The sequence below is a fragment of the Streptomyces sp. PH9007 genome, assembly GCF_059813725.1.
This window is the reverse complement of sequence record NZ_CM187440.1, coordinates 5,421,691-5,441,104: the sequence shown is the minus strand read 5'-3', so window position 1 is coordinate 5,441,104 and position 19,414 is coordinate 5,421,691. Positions and strand designations below refer to the sequence as shown.

The 19,414-nt window shown below is 69.9% G+C and carries 15 protein-coding genes; 10 read left to right on the top strand and 5 right to left on the bottom strand.

The features are described from left to right. The first annotated feature begins 19 nt into the window (after nt 1–19). On the top strand, nt 20–799 hold the full coding sequence (locus ACTFAP_RS25000; protein WP_390122121.1) for an exodeoxyribonuclease III: 780 nt from the start codon (nt 20–22) through the stop codon (nt 797–799). An 89-nt stretch (nt 800–888) separates the two neighbouring features. Continuing rightward, nucleotides 889–1,350, top strand: coding sequence for a DUF6278 family protein (locus tag ACTFAP_RS24995; protein ID WP_500467463.1), 462 nt, complete (start codon nt 889–891; stop codon nt 1,348–1,350). Between the two features lie 80 nt (nt 1,351–1,430). Here the strand turns inward: ACTFAP_RS24995 and ACTFAP_RS24990 are convergent, their stop codons facing one another. Both ACTFAP_RS24990 and ACTFAP_RS24985 read right to left on the bottom strand, forming a co-directional pair. Continuing rightward, entirely contained in the window at nt 1,431–2,252 is an 822-nt protein-coding gene (locus ACTFAP_RS24990) for a GntR family transcriptional regulator (protein WP_390122119.1), read from the bottom strand. Nucleotides 2,253–2,304: 52 nt separating this feature from the next. After that, the gene (locus ACTFAP_RS24985; RefSeq protein WP_390122118.1) at nt 2,305–3,048 is read right to left on the bottom strand and encodes a hypothetical protein; all 744 of its coding nucleotides are present in this window, start codon (nt 3,046–3,048) and stop codon (nt 2,305–2,307) included. Between the two features lie 206 nt (nt 3,049–3,254). Between ACTFAP_RS24985 and ACTFAP_RS24980 the strand changes: the two genes are divergently transcribed. From ACTFAP_RS24980 to ACTFAP_RS24965, 4 genes are all read left to right on the top strand, one after another. Then, entirely contained in the window at nt 3,255–4,103 is an 849-nt protein-coding gene (locus ACTFAP_RS24980) for a nitrilase-related carbon-nitrogen hydrolase (RefSeq protein ID WP_500467462.1), read from the top strand. Continuing rightward, nucleotides 4,100–5,428: an aspartate aminotransferase family protein gene (locus tag ACTFAP_RS24975; protein WP_500467461.1), complete on the top strand. Its 1,329-nt coding sequence runs from the start codon at nt 4,100–4,102 to the stop codon at nt 5,426–5,428. Before ACTFAP_RS24980 ends, ACTFAP_RS24975 begins: the two co-directional genes overlap by 4 nt. A 35-nt stretch (nt 5,429–5,463) precedes the next feature. Beyond that, nucleotides 5,464–6,486, top strand: a complete 1,023-nt coding sequence (locus ACTFAP_RS24970; RefSeq protein WP_500467460.1) for an enoyl-CoA hydratase/isomerase family protein — start codon at nt 5,464–5,466, stop codon at nt 6,484–6,486. 158 nt (nt 6,487–6,644) lie between these two features. After that, nucleotides 6,645–7,451 (top strand): eCIS core domain-containing protein, encoded by an 807-nt coding sequence (locus tag ACTFAP_RS24965; RefSeq protein WP_390122114.1) that lies wholly within the window; start codon nt 6,645–6,647, stop codon nt 7,449–7,451. 179 nt (nt 7,452–7,630) lie between these two features. Here ACTFAP_RS24965 and ACTFAP_RS24960 read toward each other — a convergent pair whose 3' ends face one another. Continuing rightward, nucleotides 7,631–9,034 (bottom strand): COG1470 family protein, encoded by a 1,404-nt coding sequence (locus tag ACTFAP_RS24960; protein WP_500467459.1) that lies wholly within the window; start codon nt 9,032–9,034, stop codon nt 7,631–7,633. Nucleotides 9,035–9,279: 245 nt separating this feature from the next. Here ACTFAP_RS24960 and ACTFAP_RS24955 point away from each other — a divergent pair, with 245 nt between their 5' ends. The 4 genes from ACTFAP_RS24955 (at nt 9,280) to ACTFAP_RS24940 (ending at nt 14,791) form a co-directional block, all read left to right on the top strand. Then, nucleotides 9,280–9,891, top strand: coding sequence for a response regulator transcription factor (locus tag ACTFAP_RS24955; protein WP_390122367.1), 612 nt, complete (start codon nt 9,280–9,282; stop codon nt 9,889–9,891). Between the two features lie 190 nt (nt 9,892–10,081). Then, nucleotides 10,082–12,133 (top strand): HYR domain-containing protein, encoded by a 2,052-nt coding sequence (locus ACTFAP_RS24950; RefSeq protein WP_500467458.1) that lies wholly within the window; start codon nt 10,082–10,084, stop codon nt 12,131–12,133. Between the two features lie 22 nt (nt 12,134–12,155). After that, nucleotides 12,156–12,752 carry a Pvc16 family protein gene (locus ACTFAP_RS24945; protein WP_400008438.1) on the top strand — a complete coding sequence of 199 codons (597 nt, stop codon included), beginning with the start codon at nt 12,156–12,158 and terminating at the stop codon, nt 12,750–12,752. After that, entirely contained in the window at nt 12,749–14,791 is a 2,043-nt protein-coding gene (locus ACTFAP_RS24940; protein ID WP_500467457.1) for an ATP-binding protein, read from the top strand. Before ACTFAP_RS24945 ends, ACTFAP_RS24940 begins: the two co-directional genes overlap by 4 nt. A 131-nt stretch (nt 14,792–14,922) precedes the next feature. Here ACTFAP_RS24940 and ACTFAP_RS24935 read toward each other — a convergent pair whose 3' ends face one another. Together ACTFAP_RS24935 and ACTFAP_RS24930 are read right to left on the bottom strand one after the other, a co-directional pair. Next, entirely contained in the window at nt 14,923–15,489 is a 567-nt protein-coding gene (locus tag ACTFAP_RS24935; protein WP_500467456.1) for a hypothetical protein, read from the bottom strand. A gap of 50 nt (nt 15,490–15,539) precedes the next feature. Continuing rightward, nucleotides 15,540–19,397: a phage tail protein gene (locus ACTFAP_RS24930; protein WP_500467455.1), complete on the bottom strand. Its 3,858-nt coding sequence runs from the start codon at nt 19,395–19,397 to the stop codon at nt 15,540–15,542. Between the last annotated feature and the right edge of the window lie 17 nt (nt 19,398–19,414).

The following is a 19,414-nucleotide window of genomic DNA, read 5'->3' as shown; positions in this document are numbered from 1 at the left end:
TGAGAGAGATCCCGAGCCGATGCGCATCGCCACCTGGAACATCAACTCGATCACGGCGCGCCTGCCGAGGCTGCTCGCCTGGCTGGAGAGCAGCGGCACCGACGTGCTGTGCCTCCAGGAGCTGAAGTGCGCCGCCGAGGCGTTCCCCACCGAGCAGCTGCGGGCGCTGGGGTACGAGGCGGCCGTGCACGCGGACGGCCGCTGGAACGGGGTCGCGGTGGTCTCCCGGATCGGGATCTCCGAGCCGGTGACCGGGCTGCCGGGCGGCCCCGACTACGACGGGCTCAACGAGCCGCGCGCGGTCGCCGCCACCTGTGACGGGGTGCGGGTGTGGTCGGTGTACGTGCCCAACGGGCGCGAGGTCGGACACCCGCACTACGCCTACAAGCTGCGCTGGCTGGCGGCGCTGCGCGAGGCGGTACGCGCGGACGCGGCGGCGGGGCGGCCGTTCGCGGTGCTCGGCGACTTCAACATCGCGCCGGCGGACGAGGACGTGTGGGACATCTCGGCGTTCGAGGGGGCCACGCATGTGACGGCGGCGGAACGGGAGGCGCTGGCCTCGCTGCGCGGCGCCGGGCTGAGCGATGTGCGGCCGCGCCCGCTGAAGTACGACCACCCGTTCACGTACTGGGACTACCGGCAGCTGGGCTTCCCGAAGAACCGGGGCATGCGCATCGATCTGGTGCTGGGCAACGCGGCGTTCGCGGGCGGCGTCAAGGACGCCTATGTGGACCGCGAGGAGCGCAAGGGCAAGGGCGCCTCCGACCACGCGCCGGTCGTGGTCGACCTGGAGGTGTAGGGCACCCGGGGGACGAAATTCCGCCACGAACAAGATGACGGGTGTGGCCCTGTGGCCCCCCGCGGGCCCGGGGTGGGACGCTGAAGCGCATGAACATCCCTTTCCTGGACAACTGGCGCAAGCGGGCCGATCCGCGGCTGGGGCCCCCTCCGGGTCAGCGGGCGGGGGACGGCGCGCAGGGCGCCTGGGCCGATACCGAGGGCGTGGCGCAACTGCTGTCGGAGTGCGAGCTGCTGCGGGCCAGGGCGCTGGCCGCCGGGGTGGTGCTCGGGGACACGCCCGAATCGCTGGAGGCGCTGGACCAGTTGCTGCCCCGGTGGCGGGACGACCCGGAGGAGATGGCAGGTCTGGGCACGGACGCGGGCCTGTATCTGGGCACGGTGCTGGTGCGGACGGTGCCGGGGGCCCGGTGGGTGCCGGGGGCGCACGGCGGGCCCGTGGTGGCGGTGGGCCCGGGGCTGCGGGTGGATGTGCTGACGGCCGGTCATGACTGGGCGGACACCGGGGTGCCCGAGCTGTCCCAGGTGTACGCGGAGAGCGCCGGGTTCTGAGCCGGTGCGCGCACCGGCGGCCCCCTCGGCCGCTTCCCGGCCGCCGAAGCTCAGCCGCGACGAGACTTGGCCGCCGAGGCTCAGCCGCCGAAGCCGATGGCGTACTCCAGGCGCCAGCGATCGCCCCGCAGCACGGTGTCGGAGGTCTCCACGGCGCGGTCGTGTTCGTCGTAGTGGGTGCGCTGCACGGCGGTGAGGCACTGACCGGGCGAACAGCCCAGCGCGTCGGCCTCCGCCCCGGTGGCGGGCCGGGAGGCGACGGTCTCGGTGGCGCGGACGATCCGGATACCGATCGCCGCGAACCGGCCGCGGACACCGCGCCGGGCGTAGGGGCCGCGTTCGGGGTGCAGGACGTCGGTGCCCTTGGTGAGGGCCAGCGGCTCCCAGCTGGTGGCGAGTTGCAGCGGGCGGCGGTCCGCCAGGTACTCGTACTGGGTGCACATCAGTGGTTCGCCGACGCCGACGCCGAGCCGGACGGCGATCTCGGGCGGTGCGGCGACGGCCGTGGAGGTGGCCTCCCAGATCAGGTCGGGCTGTTCGCCGGCCGGGCCCTCCTGGTGCCCCTCCCCCGGGCCGTGACCGTGACCGTGGGCGTGCTCACGCCCGCCGGACAGGATCTGGATGCGGGCGGCGAGCGGGCTGTCGACGGCCCCGGTGGAGCGGAGCAGGACGCCGAGCGGCTCGCGGTCGCTGACGAAGACGCCGCGCCCGAACTGGCCGGTGGCGTATCCGGCGGCCTTCAGCACCCGTACGGCGCGGTCCACCGTCTGGTCGCTGGCGGTGTAGGTGCGTTTGAGCTCGGCGCGGGAGGGGATACGCGCGCCCACCGCAAGCGTGCCCTCGTCGATCTGCTGCCGCAGATCGTCCGCGATGCGCTGGTATACCGGCCGGGCGTCGCCCATCCTCATCATCCTTTCCGCCGACGTCCAGGCTACGTCACTATGTCACGCGCGGTCAGAGGTCCTTACTCCTGGTGAGCTTGGGCTGGGGCACGGTCGCCACCCGGGTGACGTCCTTGACCAGTTCGACGACGTCGGGACCGTACGCCTGGGAGTTGACCACCTTCAGCAGCAGGACGAAGGTGCCGCCCGAGCCGTACTTGCGGCTGAGGCGGGCGTTGTGGCGGGCGAGGTAACGGGCGGCGGCCTGGTGGGTGATGGAGCGCTGGCCGCAGGCGAGGAAGACGGGGCGGCCCTCCTGCCCGGCGGTGAGGCGGGCGAGCAGGACGTGTTCGACGGAGCCGTTCTCCAGCCGGAAGCGCTCGCTGCCGATGACGAACGCCCCCCGGTCGGGTCCAGGATCGGCGTCCGTGTTGACGGAGACCCCCGGCAGCAGGCTGTGGAGGTGCGCGGCGGAGCGGCGGTTGGCCACCGGCGAGCCGAGGCAGAACTCGGTGCGCTCGCCGAAGCCCTGCCGGGCGGTCTCCCCGGATATCAGCTGGGCGCGGGCCCCGCAGTTGCGTATGACGGCGGAGAGTTCCAGCAGCGCCATGACGTCGTTGCGGGCCACGGCGCCGTCCGTGCCGGTGTCGCGGCTGACCACCAGCATGCACTCGGAGTTGTCCGGCAGGCCGAAGAACTCCTGGCGGCGGCGGTGGGCGAGCGTGCTGAGGCGGCTGCGAACGAACCAGCCCAGGGCGAGAGCGGCGAGGGCGGTCACGGCGATCGCGATCGCGAGGGTACGGGCGTCTTCGGTCATGGGCGGGGACTCTACCGGCGGGGTGTGACGTCCTCGACCCCCTGGGCGATGCGGTCCGCTCCCGGTGGGGCGGGAATCGCGGTGGGGTGGCAATCGCGGTGGATTCGGCGACGTAACGCTGATGCCCTTGCCACGGTGCGTGACGGATCCTAACGTCGCAACGGATCCGCTCCGCGTGTCCATCGCCCCATCCACAGGAGCAGCTGATGGCTGATGCTGATGTCGTGCGCGCCGCGTTGGTGCAGGCCGCCTGGACCGGCGACACCGAATCGATGATCACCAAGCATGAGGAGTACGCGAGGCAGGCGGCCCGGTCCGGGGCCCGGGTGATCGGTTTCCAGGAGGTGTTCAACGCCCCGTACTTCTGTCAGGTGCAGGAGGCCGAGCACTACCGGTGGGCCGAACCGGTGCCGCACGGGCCGACCGTCGAACGGCTGCGGTCGCTGGCCCGCGAGACGGGCCTGGTGATCGTGGCGCCGGTCTTCGAGGTGGAGGACGCCGGGCACTACTACAACACGGCGGCGGTGATCGACGCCGACGGCACGGTGCTCGGCAGGTACCGCAAGCACCACATCCCGCAGCTGCCCGGCTTCTGGGAGAAGTTCTACTTCCGCCCCGGGAATCTGGGATGGCCGGTGTTCGACACGGCGGCGGGCCGGATCGGTGTCTCCATCTGCTACGACCGGCACTTCCCCGAGGGCTGGCGGGCGCTGGGGCTGGCCGGGGCCCAGCTGGTGTACAACCCGTCGGCCACCTCGCGCGGTCTGTCGGCGCACCTGTGGCAGCTGGAGCAGCCGGCGGCGGCCGTGGCCAACGGCTACTTCGTGGCGGCGATCAACCGGGTGGGGACGGAGGAGTACGGCGACAACGACTTCTACGGCACCAGCTACTTCGTGGATCCGCGCGGGCGGTTCGTGGGCGAGGTGGCGAGCGACAAGGAGGAGGAACTGCTGGTGCGGGATCTGGACTTCGCGGCGATCGGGGAGGTGCGGCGGCAGTGGGCGTTCTACCGGGACCGGCGGCCGGACGCGTACGAGGGGCTGGTGCGGCCATGAGCGCGCGGACCGGCTCCCTGCACGAGCGGCACCTGGCCGTCCTGCCGCGGTGGCTCACGCTCTACTACGAGCGGCCGCTGGAACTCACGCACGGCGCGGGCCGGCACGTGTGGGACGCGGACGGCAACCGCTACCTGGACTTCTTCGGCGGCATCCTGACGACGATGACGGCGCACGCGCTGCCGGAGGTGGCGAAGGCGGTCAGCGAGCAGGCGCAGCGCCTGGTGCACTCCTCGACGCTGTATCTGAACCGCCCGATGGTCGAACTGGCGGAGCGGATCGCGGATCTGTCGGGTATCGAGGACGCCCGGGTGTTCTTCACGACCTCGGGCACCGAGGCGAACGACACGGCGCTGCTGCTGGCCTCGGCGTACCGCGGGGGCGCCAACCAGGTGCTGGCGATGCGCAACAGCTACCACGGGCGGTCCTTCTCCACGGTGGGGATCACCGGCAACGCGGCCTGGTCGCCGACCACCCTCTCGCCGTTGCAGACCCTGTACGTGCACGGCGGTGTGCGGACGCGTGGCCCGTACGCCGCGTTGCCGGACGGGGAGTTCATCGCGGCGGCGGTGGCCGACCTGGAGGACATGCTGGCGCACACCCGCCCGGCCGGGGTGGCGGCGCTGATCGCCGAACCGGTGCAGGGGGTGGGCGGTTTCACCTCCGGGCCCGACGGGCTGTTCGCGGCCTTCCGTGAGGTGCTGGCGCGGGAGGGGATCGTGTGGATCAGCGACGAGGTGCAGACGGGGTGGGGCCGTACCGGTGACCACTTCTGGGGCTGGCAGGCGCACGGGGCGGCCGGGCCGCCCGATCTGCTGACGTTCGCGAAGGGCATCGGCAACGGGATGTCGATCGGGGGTGTGGTGGGGCGCGCGGAGATCATGGACGCGCTGGACGCCAACTCCATCTCGACGTTCGGCGGCAGCCCGGTGACGATGGCGGCCGGGCTGGCGAACCTGGGGTATCTGCTGGAGCACGACCTCCAGTCGAACGCCCGCCGGGTGGGGGCGGAACTCCGCGAACGCCTGGTGGCGGGAACGGAACACCTCGCGCTGGTACGGGAGGTACGCGGGCGCGGTCTGATGATCGCCGTCGAGGTGGTGCGGCCGGGGACCGGTGAGCCGGATCCGGCGGTGGCGGCGCTGGTGCTGGAGCGGGCCCGGGCGGCGGGGCTGCTGATCGGCAAGGGCGGCGGGCCCGGCGGGAGCGTCCTGCGGATCGCGCCGCCGCTGAGCCTGACCGGGGAGGAGGCGCGCGAGGGCGCGGAACTGCTGGTGGCCGCCCTGGCCGGGGCGGACGCGGAACTGGCCGGGCGGGACGGGTAGGAGGCAGGGGGGGCGCCGCCGTAGGGTGAGCGCCCATGGATCAGTTGGTGGAACAGGAAGTCTCCGGCGGCCTGGGGCGGCTGACGCTGAACCGGCCGGCCGCGCTGAACGCGCTGACGGCGGAGATGGTGGCGGCGATGGCGGGGGCGCTGGCGCGCTGGGAGGACGATCCGGAGGTCGGCGGGGTGCTGCTGCGCAGCGCCTCGCCCCGGGCGTTCTGCGCGGGGGGTGATGTGCGGGCGGCGCGCGAGGCGGTGCTGGCGGGGACGCCGGAGGCGGCGGACGCCTTCTACGCCGCCGAGTACGCGCTCAACGGCCGCATCGCGCGGTTTCCCAAGCCGTACGTGTCGCTGATCGACGGCCTGGTGATGGGCGGCGGGCTGGGGATCTCGGTCCACGGCTCGGTGCGGGTGGTGACCGAGCGGGCGGTGTTCGCGATGCCGGAGACCAGGATCGGGTTCTTCCCCGATGTCGGGGCGAGCTGGTTCCTGCCCCGGCTGGGGCTGCCGCTGGGCCGGTATCTGGGGCTGACCGGGGCCCGGCTGGACGCGGCGCGGGCGCTGGAGTGCGGCCTGGCCACGCACTTCGTTCCGCAGGAGGAACTCCCGGGTCTTGAGGAGGCGTTGCGCGCGCCTACCGAGGGGGTGGTGGCGACGGTGGAGCGGTTCTCCCGGCCGGCGCCGCCGGCCGGAACGCAGTGGGCGGAGCAGCGCGAGCTGATCGAGCGGTGCTTCGCGGACGCCGACCCGCGGCGGATCCTGGAGCGGCTGGCCGCCGAGCCCGGTGCGTGGGCGCGGGAGGTCCGGCGGGAGCTGGCCGGGTTCTCCCCCACCAGTCTGTGGCTGACCTGCGAGCTGCTGGAGCGGGGCGCGGCGAGCGAGGACCTGGCGGTGTGTCTGGAGCGGGAGTTGCTGCTCGCGTCCCGGGTGGCGCGCGGCGCGGACTTCGCGGAGGGGGTACGGGCGCTGCTGGTCGACAAGGATCAGCGTCCGCGCTGGCGGCCGGAGCGGCTGGATGAGGTCGATGTGACGGGGTGGACGGCGGGCGTTCCCGGGTAGCGCGGCGGGCGGGCGCGGGCGGTGGGGCTTGCCCGTTCGTGCAGCGGACCGTGCCCCCGCCCCGCGCCGGCCGGGGTGCGGTGTCCCTGGACGGCGGCGGCCGGTGCGCCGACGCTGGAGGGGATGTCGAGGGGCCGACGAGGGCCGAGGAGCTGGCAATGCGCGCGCATGAGCAGGGGAACGAGTTCGACGACGGGGCGGCGGAGGCCCGGCGGGAGACGCCGTGGCACCAGGAGGCGCTGCCGAAGCTGTACGGGGCGGCGGCCGCCGGGCGCCCGGACGTGGTCGGTACGGGCGGCATGGGCGCCCTGCAGCGCGCCGTGGGCAACCACGCGGTGGGCGCGATGCTGCAACGGGAGGCGGACCGCTCGGGCGAGGAGGAGAGCGGCGGCCGGTCCTCGGTGCACGACGTGGTGGGTTCGGGCGGTGGCCAGGCGCTGGACACGGATACCCGCTCGGACATGGAGGCGCGGCTGGGAGCCGACTTCTCCGACGTCCGGGTGCACACCGACTCCCGGGCGCACGACTCGGCGAAGGAGGTGGGCGCGCACGCGTACACGGTCGGCAACGACGTGGTGTTCCAGCGCGACGCCTACGCCCCCGGCTCGGACGAGGGCCGCACCATGCTGGCGCACGAGCTGACCCATGTGATCCAGCAGCGCAGCGGTCCGGTGGAGGGGACGGAGGCGCCCGGCGGGATCCGGGTGAGCGATCCCTCGGACCGGTACGAGCGGGAGGCGGTCGCCAACGCCGAGCGGGCGATGGCGGAACCGGCGCCCTCCTCCCCCGCCGGGGCGGAGGCCGCCGCACCGGTGTCCGCGCCGGCTCCGGCGACGGCCGCGGCCGTGCAGCGGACGGAGGAGGACGAGGGCGAGGACGAGGAACCGGCGGACGTCCAGGGGGCCTTCGTCCAGCGGGCCGCCGAGGAGGAGGAAGAGGAGGAGGCGACCGGGGACGCCCCGTAGCCTCCGGACCGGGGCGGGGCGGGGCGGGGCGGCCGGGTGGGCCGGGGTTGGGCCGGCCGGGCCGGTTGAGGTCACCTCGGCCCGGCGCGTACGCCCCCGCACGTTCGGCCCGGCGCGCCCGGTCGGCGCGCCCGGTTGTCCCGCTCCCGCCCGGCGCGCCCCGGCCGGCCCCCGTCGGCTCAGCCCTCCGGCGGCGCGGTGAGCGTGCCCGACAGGAACAGCGCCTCGGAGCACTCGGAGGGCGCGCTGCTGGCCACCGGCCGCCCCACCTCGCGGCAGTTGAGCGTGATGGTGATCTCCTCGCCCGCCGGCACCGCAATCGGGGTGACGAAGTGGTAGTCGGTGTCACGGAAGTTCTCCAGGGCCAGGGTGAGCAGCGGCGCGCCCTGGCTGGAGATGGTCAGGTCACCGGCGTCGCCCTGCGGGTTCTGCACCACGATGTCGGTCAGCTGGAACGTCATGCCGGACGGCACCTCGTACGCGCTGCGGGTGGTGGCGCCACCGCCCGGGCCGTCCCGTACCTCCACGCGGGCGCTGGTGGGCAGGCCGGGGCCGCCCGGCTCGCCTGCGGCGGGTGAACCGCCGCCCCCGCCCGCTCCGTCGGCGCCGCCGTCCGCGCCGCCCGCGCCCTGACCGGCCGGGTCACCGCCGCCGCCGCCACCCGCGCCGCCCGCCCCCGCGTCGGGACCGCCGTCCTGACCCTGGGTCAGTCCGCCGTCGCGGGAGGCGTCGATCTCCTCCACGGCTTCCTGGACGGCGTCGGGCACCGCGTCCCGCGCGGCGGACTGCACGGTGGGCCGCAGCACGGTGAACCACAGCCCGGTGAGCAGCGCGCCGATGAGTACCGCGGCGATCAGGGCACGGGGCAGCCACTGCGGGATGATGGCCTGCTGCTCGTACACCCCGTCCAGGACGACGGGTTCGGCGCCGGCGGGTGGCGGGTCCGTGCTCCCGGCCGCCGCGGCCTCCCCGGCGGCGGCCGGGGCGGTGCTGACGACCGCCTGGAAGGGGTGGGTGACGGCGGCGCCGCGCCACACGCGCTTGGCGGGCTTGACCTTCAGCGTGGCGAACTGCGCCTGGCCGGGCGGGATCCGCAGGGTCGCTGGTTCGAAGACGGGGCGCACCCGGTCGGTGGACTGCTGCGCGGTGAGGTCGAGGGTGCTGGGGGTGTTGCCCCGGTTGTCGACGGCGATCCGGTGCCGGCCGCGCAGCCTGCCCTGCGAACCGCGCGGCAGCAGTTCGGCCGTGACCTCGGCGTACGGCTCGACGGTGACGGTGCGTTCGGGCACCTGCGGCTTGCCGTCGTCGCTGGTGTGGGTGACCCGCAGGCCGAGCGGGACGGTGCCGGGGGTGACGCCGGATTCGCGGGGCGGGCGCAGGCGGAGCACGGCGGTGCCCGTGGACCCCGGGTACAGGGAGAGGGTTTCCGGTTCGACCGTGGTCCAGGCGGCACACGGCCCGACCACCTCGAATCGGACCTCTTCGACGATGGTGCCGGAGTTCAGCACCCGTACGGGGAGGCCGGCCTCGTCTCCGGGTGACACGGAGAGGGGCGACTCGTCCAAGCTCGCTGACACGGTCATAACGGGCACGGTAGGGGGCGGTGAACGGGCGGGGAGCGGCCGTACAGGAACACTTTTGGGCAAGATGTGGTTCTCTCCAAGCCATCGTGGCTGCGCCGGTGATTACCCCTCCTGGCCCGGAAGCACCTCTTATGGGGGTGGGTGGGGCAATCTCCCGATTGGCATATGACGCGATCATGACATGACTTAATTCAACAGGGGGAGGACGACGCGACGTGCAACAAACAGTCACGGACCGCATCACCGTGGACCTGCGGGCCCAGGATCCGATCTCACAGGCAGGCATCGCCAGCCACCTCAGGACCCGGCCGGAGGTACGCATCGTCGACCGGGACGGATCCTGCGACACGGCGCAGGTGGTGGTCGTCGTGGTGGACCTCATCGACGACGGCGCCCTGCGGATCCTGCGACAGGCACAACGGACCGGCTCCCCGCGCGGGGTGCTGGTGGTCACCCAGATCGACGAACAGCAACTGGTGAGCGCCGCCGAGTGCGGCTTCGTGGGGGTGGTACGCCGCACGGAGGCCACCCCCGAACGGCTGATCGCGGTGATCGGCGCGGTGGCCAAGGGCGAGGGGTACGTGCCGCCGGACCTGCTGGGCGGCCTGCTGACGCAGGTGGGCCGCGTACAGGGCCAGGTACTCGCCCCGCGCGGACTGAACTTCACCGGACTCGCGGCGCGCGAGATCGAGGTGCTGCGGCTGGTCGCGGAAGGGTTCGACACGGCCGACATCGCCGTACGCCTGGCCTATTCCGAACGGACGATCAAGAACGTGCTGCACGCGGTCATGACCCGGCTCAATCTGCGCAACCGCTCCCACGCGGTGGCGTACGCGCTGCGCCAGGGCCTGATCTGAGACCGGAGGCGCCAACGGCCTTTCGGGAAGGAGCCCCTTCCCGAAAGGCTGGCTCCGCTCTCGCTGCGCCGCCCCCGCGCGCGGGAGACGGTGGGGATCCGAGCGATCACGAGTGAGGTGGACCGTGCGGGGGCTGGCACTGGGGCGGCGGGCAGCGGGGCGGCCGGGGGGAGCGGACGGCCGGTGGCGGATGGCGCTGAGTACGGTCCTGATGCTGCTGGCGGCATCGATCTCCGGTTCGGCGGCGGGCGGCGCGGCGTACGCCGCCGCGGTGGACCCCGGCCCGGGCACGACCCCGGGCGGCGTGACGCGCGAGGCCGACCCCGGCGGGACGATCGAGGCCGACAAGGAGATCCGTACCCCGGTGGTGCCCCCGCGGCCCGAGGTGGTGCTGCTGGTCGACGGCACGGGAAGCATGCAGCCGACCATCGACCGGCTGCGCGAGACCCTGACGGTGGTCACCGACCGGGTACGGCAGGAACAGCCCGACTCCCGGTTCGCGGTCATCAGCTTCGGCGACGACAACGACGAGACGGACGGCAGCCGGACCTTCGAGGTGCACACCCCGCTGACGTACGACCTGACGGCCGTCCAGGACGGTGTCGACGGCATCGAGGCCGACCGGGGAGGGTGGAGCGGCGGACCGGCCGAAGACTGGATCAACGCCCTGTGGCAGATCGGCACCGGCGCAGACGGGGCCACCGAGTTCCGGGACGGCGCGAGCCCCATCATCGTCCTGATCGGCGACGCGTCCAGCCACGACCCGAGCATGGGCCACCACCTCAGCGATGTGATCACCCTTCTGCGGAACATCGGCGCGCGCACCGTGGCCGTGGACATCGACACACCCGACGGCGACGGTCTCAACGGCGACGGCACCCACCCCGACTGGGGAACCGACCCACCGCACCCGCCGGGCCAGGCCGACGCCCTCGTGGCGGCGACGGACGGGCAACTCATCGAGGGCATCGACGCGGAACGGGTGAGTGAGGCCATCGTGCAGGGGCTCACCAACCTCTCCACCACCGTCACCCATCAGACGCTCGTCTGCGACCCGGCGCTGACCGTGGTCCTGACGCCCGAGACCCGGACGGTGACGAGCGGCGGATCGGCGGCGTTCGCCGAGACCATCACCGTCGCCGAGGACGCCCCGCAGGGCACCACCCTGACCTGCGTCGTCCAGTTCCTGCTCGACGGCCGGGCGCCGAACGGCATTCCACCGGAGCTCCTCGACCCGGACGCCCCGCCCCCGGCGGCCCCGGAGGACGACGAGGAGACCGACCCGGACTACCGCCAGACCATCACGATCACCGTCAACGACCTCGGCGCGCCCATCGTGACCATCGACGACCGCACGGTGCGGGCCACCGAGGAGGACGGGGTCCGGATCGAGTACACCGCCACAGCGGAGGACGCCGTGGACGGCGCACTGCCGGTGGAGTGCGAGCCGCCGTCCGGCGCGGTGTTCCCGGTCGGCACCACGGAGGTGGTGTGCACGGCCACCGACTCGGCGGGCAACACGGGCACCGGTACGGCGACGTTCACGGTCCTGCCGGTCCTGCCCGACCCGCCGGCACCGCCCCCGCCGCCCTCGGCCGATGTCGCGGTGACGGCTGCGGTGGATCCCGTACCGGGCTACACCGGTCTGCCCGTCACCACCGAGTTCACCCTCACCAACGCCGGCCCCGACACGGCCGAGGGCGTGGTGCTGGCGACGGCCTGGCCACGCCGCCCGGATCCGGCCGACCGCACGGTGGAGACCCAGTCCGCCTGCACGGCGTCCGCCCCCTGCACGGTGGAGCCGGGCGAACGCCTGACAGTGACCCAGACAGCGACGTACGGACTGCCGCTCAGCGGCGAACTGCGGGCCACCGTCAGCGGGACGACCGCCGACCCGGCGGGCGCCGACAACACGACGACCGCGCGGATCGACATCGTCCAGCCGGAACTGACCATCACCCCCGAGGTCGGCACCCCCGGCTCGGTGGCGATCGTGCGCGGCGAGAACTTCCCGCCTGGCACCCGGGTGACCCTGAGCTGGGCGCCCGGCATCACGGCGGCTCAGGCACCCGTACGGGCGGCGGCCGACGGCACGTTCGAAACGCAGATGCCGGTGCTCCGCAAGGACCAGCTGGGGGCGCGCGTCCTGCGGGCGGAGACGGCGGAGTTCGAACCGTTCGAGGAGGACTTCCTGGTGGTGCAGCGAACGCTGCGGCCACCGGACTTCATCGGGCGCAGCTGACGGCGGACGGGCGGAGCAGACGATGATCCATGAAGTGGACGAGGCGCTGCGCGGAATGCTGCGGACGGATGTGATCGCGGGCGCGCAGATCGCGATCGTCTTCGAGGCGCCGACCCGGGAGTGGGCGGCGAAGGTCAACGCCCCGACGGTGAACCTGTACCTGTACGACATCCGCGAGGACATGCGGCGGCGGGAACGCGGGCTGCACAACGAGTACAACGAGGCGGGCATCGTCGTGGCCCGCCGCCGGCCGCCGCGCTACTTCAAGCTCTCGTACCTGATCACCGCCTGGACCAAGCGCCCGGAGGACGAACACCGGCTGCTGTCCTCGCTGCTCATCTCGCTGCTGCGCCAGGACGCGCTGCCGGCTGTCCACCTGACGGGAGCGCTGGCGGAGTTGGGCATCGCGATCCCGATGACGATCGCGCTGCCGCCGCCGGAGGACCGGTCGTTCGCGGATGTGTGGAGCGCGCTGGGCGGCGAGTTGAAGCCGTCCCTGGACCTGGTGATCAGCGTGCCGGTGACCGAGTCCCCGGTGTACCCGGCGGGCCCGCCGGTCACGGACGGCGGGGTCAGCGTCGGGATGACGAACACGGCGGAAGCCGGCGGCGGGGCATGACGGCCGTTCATCTGCTGGGCCGGGCCCGCCGGGTGGAGCAGCGCATCCGGGAGGCGGTGGCGGAGCGCAGGCGGACCGATCCGGACCCGGACGACGCGTTCCGGGGCCTGTATCTGAGCGAGGACCGGATCCAGTGGCTGCTGGACGAGGGCCGCCCGGCGGGCGGATCCGCGCTCGGCGACATCGACGAGGACAAGGACGAGTACAAGGACGAGTACAACGAGCCCGCCGAACCCTCCCGGCTGAACGCGCTGCGCCGGACCTTCCGCCTCTCCCACCGGGAGGTGGACATCCTGCTGATCGCGCTCCTGCCCGACCTGGACGACCGCTTCGAGGCGTTCTACGGCTATCTGAACGACGACGTGACGCGCCGCCGCCCGTCGATCGGCCTGGCGCTGGGCCTGTGCGGCGCCTCACCTGCGGACGCGACGGCACGTGACCATTTCGCCTCCGGATCCCCGCTGATCGACGGCGGCTTGCTACTGACGGAGGACGCGGACCGCCCGTTCCTGACCCGGGCGCTGCGGGTCCCGGACCGGGTGACGTCCCACCTGCTGGGCAGCGACACCCCGGACCCGCGCATCGCGCACCTGCTGACGTGGGAGGACACGCCCTTTCCCGGCAGCGCGGCGGACGCGCTGACGACGGCCCTGACCCGGGGCGTGCGCCTGGTCCACCTGAAGTCGCCCCTGGGCGGAGCCGCCCACTCCATGGCCGCACAGGCGCTGACGGCGACGGGCAGACGAACCCTCACGGTCAACCTGCACCGACTGGCGGAGGACCCGGCACCGTCCCAGGCCGTCCGCACGCTGATCCGGGAGGCGCGGCTGACGGACGCGGGCCTGATCTGCTCACCCCTGGAAGCCCTGGTCCCCCAGCACGTCCCCACGCTGCGGCTGCTCACGCAGAGCGAGCCGCCCCTGATCCTGACGGGATCGATCCCGTGGGACGCGGACTGGTCGAGCGACCAGCCACTGCACCTCGCCGCCCCCCGGGTCGAACCGTCCCAGCGCGCCGACATCTGGACGGCGGCGCACGGAGGTCCGATCCCGGCGGACCTGAACCTGACGGACCTGCTGTCCCCGTTCCTCCTCACCCCGTCCCAACTGGCGGGGGCGGCCCGCACCGCGGCACAGTCGGCGCTCCTGACGGACGGCGTACTGCGACCGGATCACATCAGCGCGGGCGCCCGGGCCCAGAACGCGGCCGGCCTGGACCGGCTCGCCCGGCGCATCGAACCATCCGTCACCTGGGACGACCTGGTGCTGCCGGCGGACGCCCTGACCCAGCTCCACGAACTGGCGGCCCGCGCCCGGCACCGCGACCAGGTCCTGGGCACCTGGTCCATGCGCCCGGGCGGCGGCCGGGGCCGCGGGGTGTCGGCGCTGTTCGCGGGCGACTCGGGGACGGGCAAGACGATGTCCGCGGAGGTCATCGCGGCCGATCTCGGCCTGGACCTCTACACGGTGGATCTCGCCACGGTGATCGACAAGTACGTCGGCGAGACGGAGAAGAACCTGGAACGCATCTTCACGGAGGCGGCCGGCATCAACGGCGTCCTGCTCTTCGACGAGGCGGACGCCATCTTCGGCAAACGCTCGGAGGTCAAGGACGCCCACGACCGCTACGCGAACGTGGAGAGCGCCTACCTGCTGCAACGCATGGAATCCTTCGACGGCCTGGCCATCCTGTCGACCAACCTCCGGGCCAACCTGGACGACGCCTTCACCCGGCGCCTGGACCTGGTCATCGACTTCCCGCTCCCGGACGCCGAGGACCGCAGACGCCTGTGGGCCAAGTCCCTGGGCACCCAGGTCCCCCTCTCCCCCGACCTGGACCTGGACTTCTGCGCGGAATCCTTCGAACTGGCCGGCGGCAACATCCGCTCGATCGCCATCACCGCGGCCTACCTGGCCGCGACAGCTGGCACCGAGATAACGATGCCCCTGCTGATCCGCGCCACCCAACGCGAATACCAGAAACTGGGCCGCCTGACCCTGGCCTCAGAGTTCGGCATCCATCACTCACTCTTATCCTGAAACAAAAATAGCTCAAAATTTACCACGCTCCCCAGCCATAGGAGCGCAGACTTTAGCATCTATTCGATTCGATTACCCCTATCAATTTAGGCGCACTTCTAGATTTCATTCCCTTGAGCACTCCAATAACTTCAGTCCGCCCGACCCGCCATTGGATGGTCTTCAAGTATCTGGATAGCAAGGTCTCTAACCTCGCGAGAGGCATCATTTTTAGAAATGGACTGAACCGCCGAAACAATTTGCGCCCACGGCATATACAGAGTAGCAATCAGAGAAATCTTGCGAACATCTTCACACTCATGGGAAAGAATCAGGCAAAACTTCGCAAAAAAATCTTGTTGAAATGCCATCGGGGCGCTGGCTGCAATTAAATGAACCGCCTTTACCTGCCCCTCTGGATCACCTGCAGATGCGTTGAATATTTCTATCGCCTGCCCAGGCGATAGCATATCAATGGCATCACTCAGCGAGTGCGCAGTTTGCTCAATTGAATCCGAAGAATCCGCCAGCCCCGAGGATTCCACCATAATATACGGAAGGTTCAATACTGGATCGTAGACATATGATACGAGTACCGATCCATCCATTGTGATCCACGAATAAAAGATCGTCTGATCTTGGGATCCGTTTGAGCCACCATGAAATATCCAGCCAAAGGATTCACAGTATCGCGCAAATTCGTCGGGCTCGATTCGCATCTTCGGCAAAAGCCTCACAGTGCCCCCTCGAGACATGACGAGTAGCGTTGCTATCTGTACATATGCCCGTCCTGCTCGGCCATAAGCGCCGTCAGCCTCTCCACAAGCCTCGCCTTTGCCACCTCCGCCCTCCCAACAGCAGAGGCGGACTCGGTCTCAACCTCCACAAGCTGCTGAACAGCGCGAATGAGCGGCCCATAGTCACGTCCGTTGATCGGCGCAACGATAGCATTCTGCTCCATGTACGTTTGCGCCTGATGGTGAATAGCACGAAAAATCATACCTATTCGGGCAAGCTTCTCATCCTCGGCATTTCTTGATTTAGGCGACTCCCTCACTCGAGCAACATGTTGAGGTGTCATCGGACCCAACTGGCCACGAGGATCAATCGTGTCACTGATCTTGAAGCCCTTCGCGCCAGCCAATAAGTCACTTCTAACGGCAATTGCCGCGTACATTCCACCCGCCCGAGCGGTTTCGAACTCAGTACTCAACGCACGGATCGGACCAGAAAGCTCCCTATATTTGGCAAGCGCAGAATTCTCGGGAGCGGACGAATTCTCAGCAGGGCCACCGGGGCCAGCCAGCGCACCGACATCCTGCACAGCAGATGCCTCATCCACATCCGCATCCCTGGCCCTATCCCTCAACTCAGCAGCCATCTTGGCATACTTGTGCTTACCGCTAGGTATCTTGACCAATCCAAGCGCATGACGAGTTGTTCCCACACGTGCCTTCTCTCCCGGGATACGTCTGTCCATTGTCTCGTATGGAGCCGGCGAATGCCTTCCTGGTAGACCCCTCACGCGATCAACAGGCTGTATTGACCCGCTAGCTCTAGACAATGGCGATGAGAAGTATTCACTTGGCTGCCATGCGCCAAACATGCTGTTCATTGCCGTTATTGTAAGCTCGCCTGTAACTTGGAAATCCTTGAGATAGGGACGACTGTCAGCAGTGGCAACATTTGATGGAGATGGTATTGTTCTGAGTATCATAGCGCGCTCGAACGAGCTTAATGGCTCCAAACATAACGGACGGGCATGGCGATAATCGAGAATTGACTGGCGAATAACTTTCCCGCGCGACGTAGCTATCAAGTAATCCCAATATCGCTTCTCCGCCTGCTCAAGTGCCCCCACCAGCATCGCCCCGAATTCTCGTGGAGATATTCTCTCCATCTTTATGGAAGGCAGGTATATGCTTGGATTGATTACCGCTTTGATTCTTCCATCGCTTTCCAGGTACAAGCTGGAGAGCTTGTACCTGGAAATCCATCTCCTCAATCCTCCATCAAATGAGTGCAGATCAACTCCACTCTTTACAGTTGAATGAATCTCGCGTGCAAGTTTCCCAGATATTCGATCGAGGCGACGCTCCAGTACAGTTCTTTTTGAATTTTCATCTGTTTGACCAAGATGCTCGCTCGCTGCATTTGTTCTGGATTTTCTCCGAATTCTCATTGCCCTTTTGGCGATGCGGTCGATGATTTTGTCGATCGCGCGGCCGACCGGGCGGGAGACCTTTTGGAAGACGCTGCGGACCTTGTTGGCCAGGCTGCCGATGCCAAGGAGGGCGGCCAGGAAGCCGAGGAGGACGGGGATGCTCGTGGAGAGGGCGGATTCGATGAGTTTGGGGACGCCCGCTGCCGCGCCGTCGGCGATCGCGATGACCGCGTCGAGGATCGCGTTCATGAAGTCCGTGATCTGGGCGGCCTGGGTCACGATGAACGTGACGATGTCGATGATTCCCTTGACCGCTCGCACGAAGGCCGAGGCGGGCGTCAGGAGGGAGACGATCCAGGCGATGCCGGCCACGATGACCGTGGGGATCAGGTAGGACTTCAGGTCGTCCAGGATGGTCTTCTTCAGGTCGCCCGATTCGCCGGTGATGTCCTTGGTGAGGCCGGCGGGGCCCTCGCGTTGCAGGGCCTGGGCTTCCGGGATGGTTTTCTCGACCGTCGCCATGGCCTTGTCCGGGACGCCCTTGCGGACGATCTTGGCGCGGATGGTGTCCCAGGTGAGGCCGAGGAGGGAGGCCAGGAGCTGGACGATGCCCTTCGCGTCGAACTTCGCCGGGATCTCCAGGCCGGTCTTGACGGCCGTACCGAGCAGCCAGGAGACCAGGCCGGTCTTGAGGTGCTGCTCGATGTTCGCGGTGAAGAGGTTCAGGCCGTCGCCGACGAAGCGGACCACGTTGCCGAGGAAGCCGATGGGGTCCTTGATGATCTTGGAGACGGCGGAGGCCGCCTTGGCCAGGATGCCCATCAGGGCGTTGGTCAGCTCGATGATGGTCTGGATGACCCCGACCACCGCGTCCTTGATCCGGTCCCACAGGCCCTTGTTCGCCTCCTGGAGCGCCTTGATCTCCTCATCGATCGAATCCAGCGCCTCGGTGTACTTCTGGGCCAGGTCCTGGACGAGTTGCTCGGACTTCTCGTCGACCGTCGTCTCCAGGTCGTCGAACTGGCCCGAGAAGTCGGCAGCCGCCTCCTCACCGAACCGGCGCAGGTCCGCCGGGAGCTTCTCCACCTCCGCCTGAAGCTCCGTGCGCCCGCGCTCGATGCGGGTCTTGGCGCGGCCCAGTTCGCGGCCGATCGTGTCGGCGATGTCGGAGATGACGCCCTGCATCCGGTTGACGTAGAGCTTCCTCGACTCCTGGTAGAGGTCGTTGGCCTCATCAGGCAGGCCCGCGAACTTGTCCTTCACCCAGCGGGCCTTGCCCCGCAGACCTGAGTAGCGCTTGTCCTTGTACGCCTTCATCCGGCGTTCGTGATCCGCCGTGAAGGCGTCCCTGGCGCGCTTCTCGCCGTTCGTGAACTGGGTGTCGACCTTGCCGTCGAGGCCGTCCAGCGTCTTCTCCACGTCGGTCTTCGTGTCGTCGAAGACCTTCTGGAGCTTGGCCGTGACCTGTTCGCGTTTCTTCTCGTCCGCCGACTTGGTCTCGGTCTTGCCCGAGTCGACCTGCGCGCCCGTCTCCTGGCGGGTGGCGGTCAGGCCGGCCATGGCCTGGGCGCCGGCCGCCGCCGCACCCGACTTCGCGGTCTGGATCTCGGCGTTCTCGGCCGCTCTCGCCTGGCCGGGGGCCGCCGCGGTCTCTTCCTCGCCCTGCTTCTTCTCCGACAGGGCGTTGTCGAAGTCCGGTTCGTTGCCCCTGGCCAGCTGCTCCTCGGTGACGTCGGCGTCGGCCATCTGCTGCTCGGTGTCGCGTTGCCCCTCCGAGAAGTCGGTGACCTCCTCGGGCTGACGCTCGGGAACCGCGTCCGAGGCGTTCGGAGCTCCCGGATTCCCGGGTGGCTGGTCGGCGCTGAGGGGGGTGACCTCTTTGTCCGTGGCGGTGGAGGTGTCCGGGGTCTCCCCCGTCGTGGTCGCGATGTCCTCCGCCGAGGACTCGGCCCCGTCCGTGACCTGGCCGTCGACCTCGTCCTTGATCCGGTCGGCGTTGCCGGAGTCGGAGAAGTTGTCCGCCTCGTCGAGGTTCTTGGGCGCCTGTGCCTCGACCGCCTGGTTCACCGCCGTGATGAAGGCCGCCTTGTCGAAGTCGCCCGGCTCGGCGGCGTTCATCTTCTCGGCCTGCTGGGTCTTGGCCTGCGCCTGTTTGTCGTCCGGCGGGGCGACGGCCGCGTCCTGGGCCGCGCGGGACTCCGCCGTGGGGGCGGGATGGGCGGAGAGCTTCTGCCGCTTCGCCCCGATGTCCGCGTTCACCCGGCGCAGTCCGGGCGCCTGAGCCGGCGGGGGCTTCACGGGAGGCGTGTAGCGCTGCGCCACCAGCCGCGCCACCGCCGCGTTGCCCGCGCTGCGTTGCAGTTGGTGCAGGGCCGCGGCGGGAAGCGGTGCGGATGTGGCGGCTGGGGTTTTGGTGTGCTGCTGTTCCGGGAGGGGCTGTTTCCCGCTCTCCGTCCGCGCCATGTCCTCCACCGTGCCGC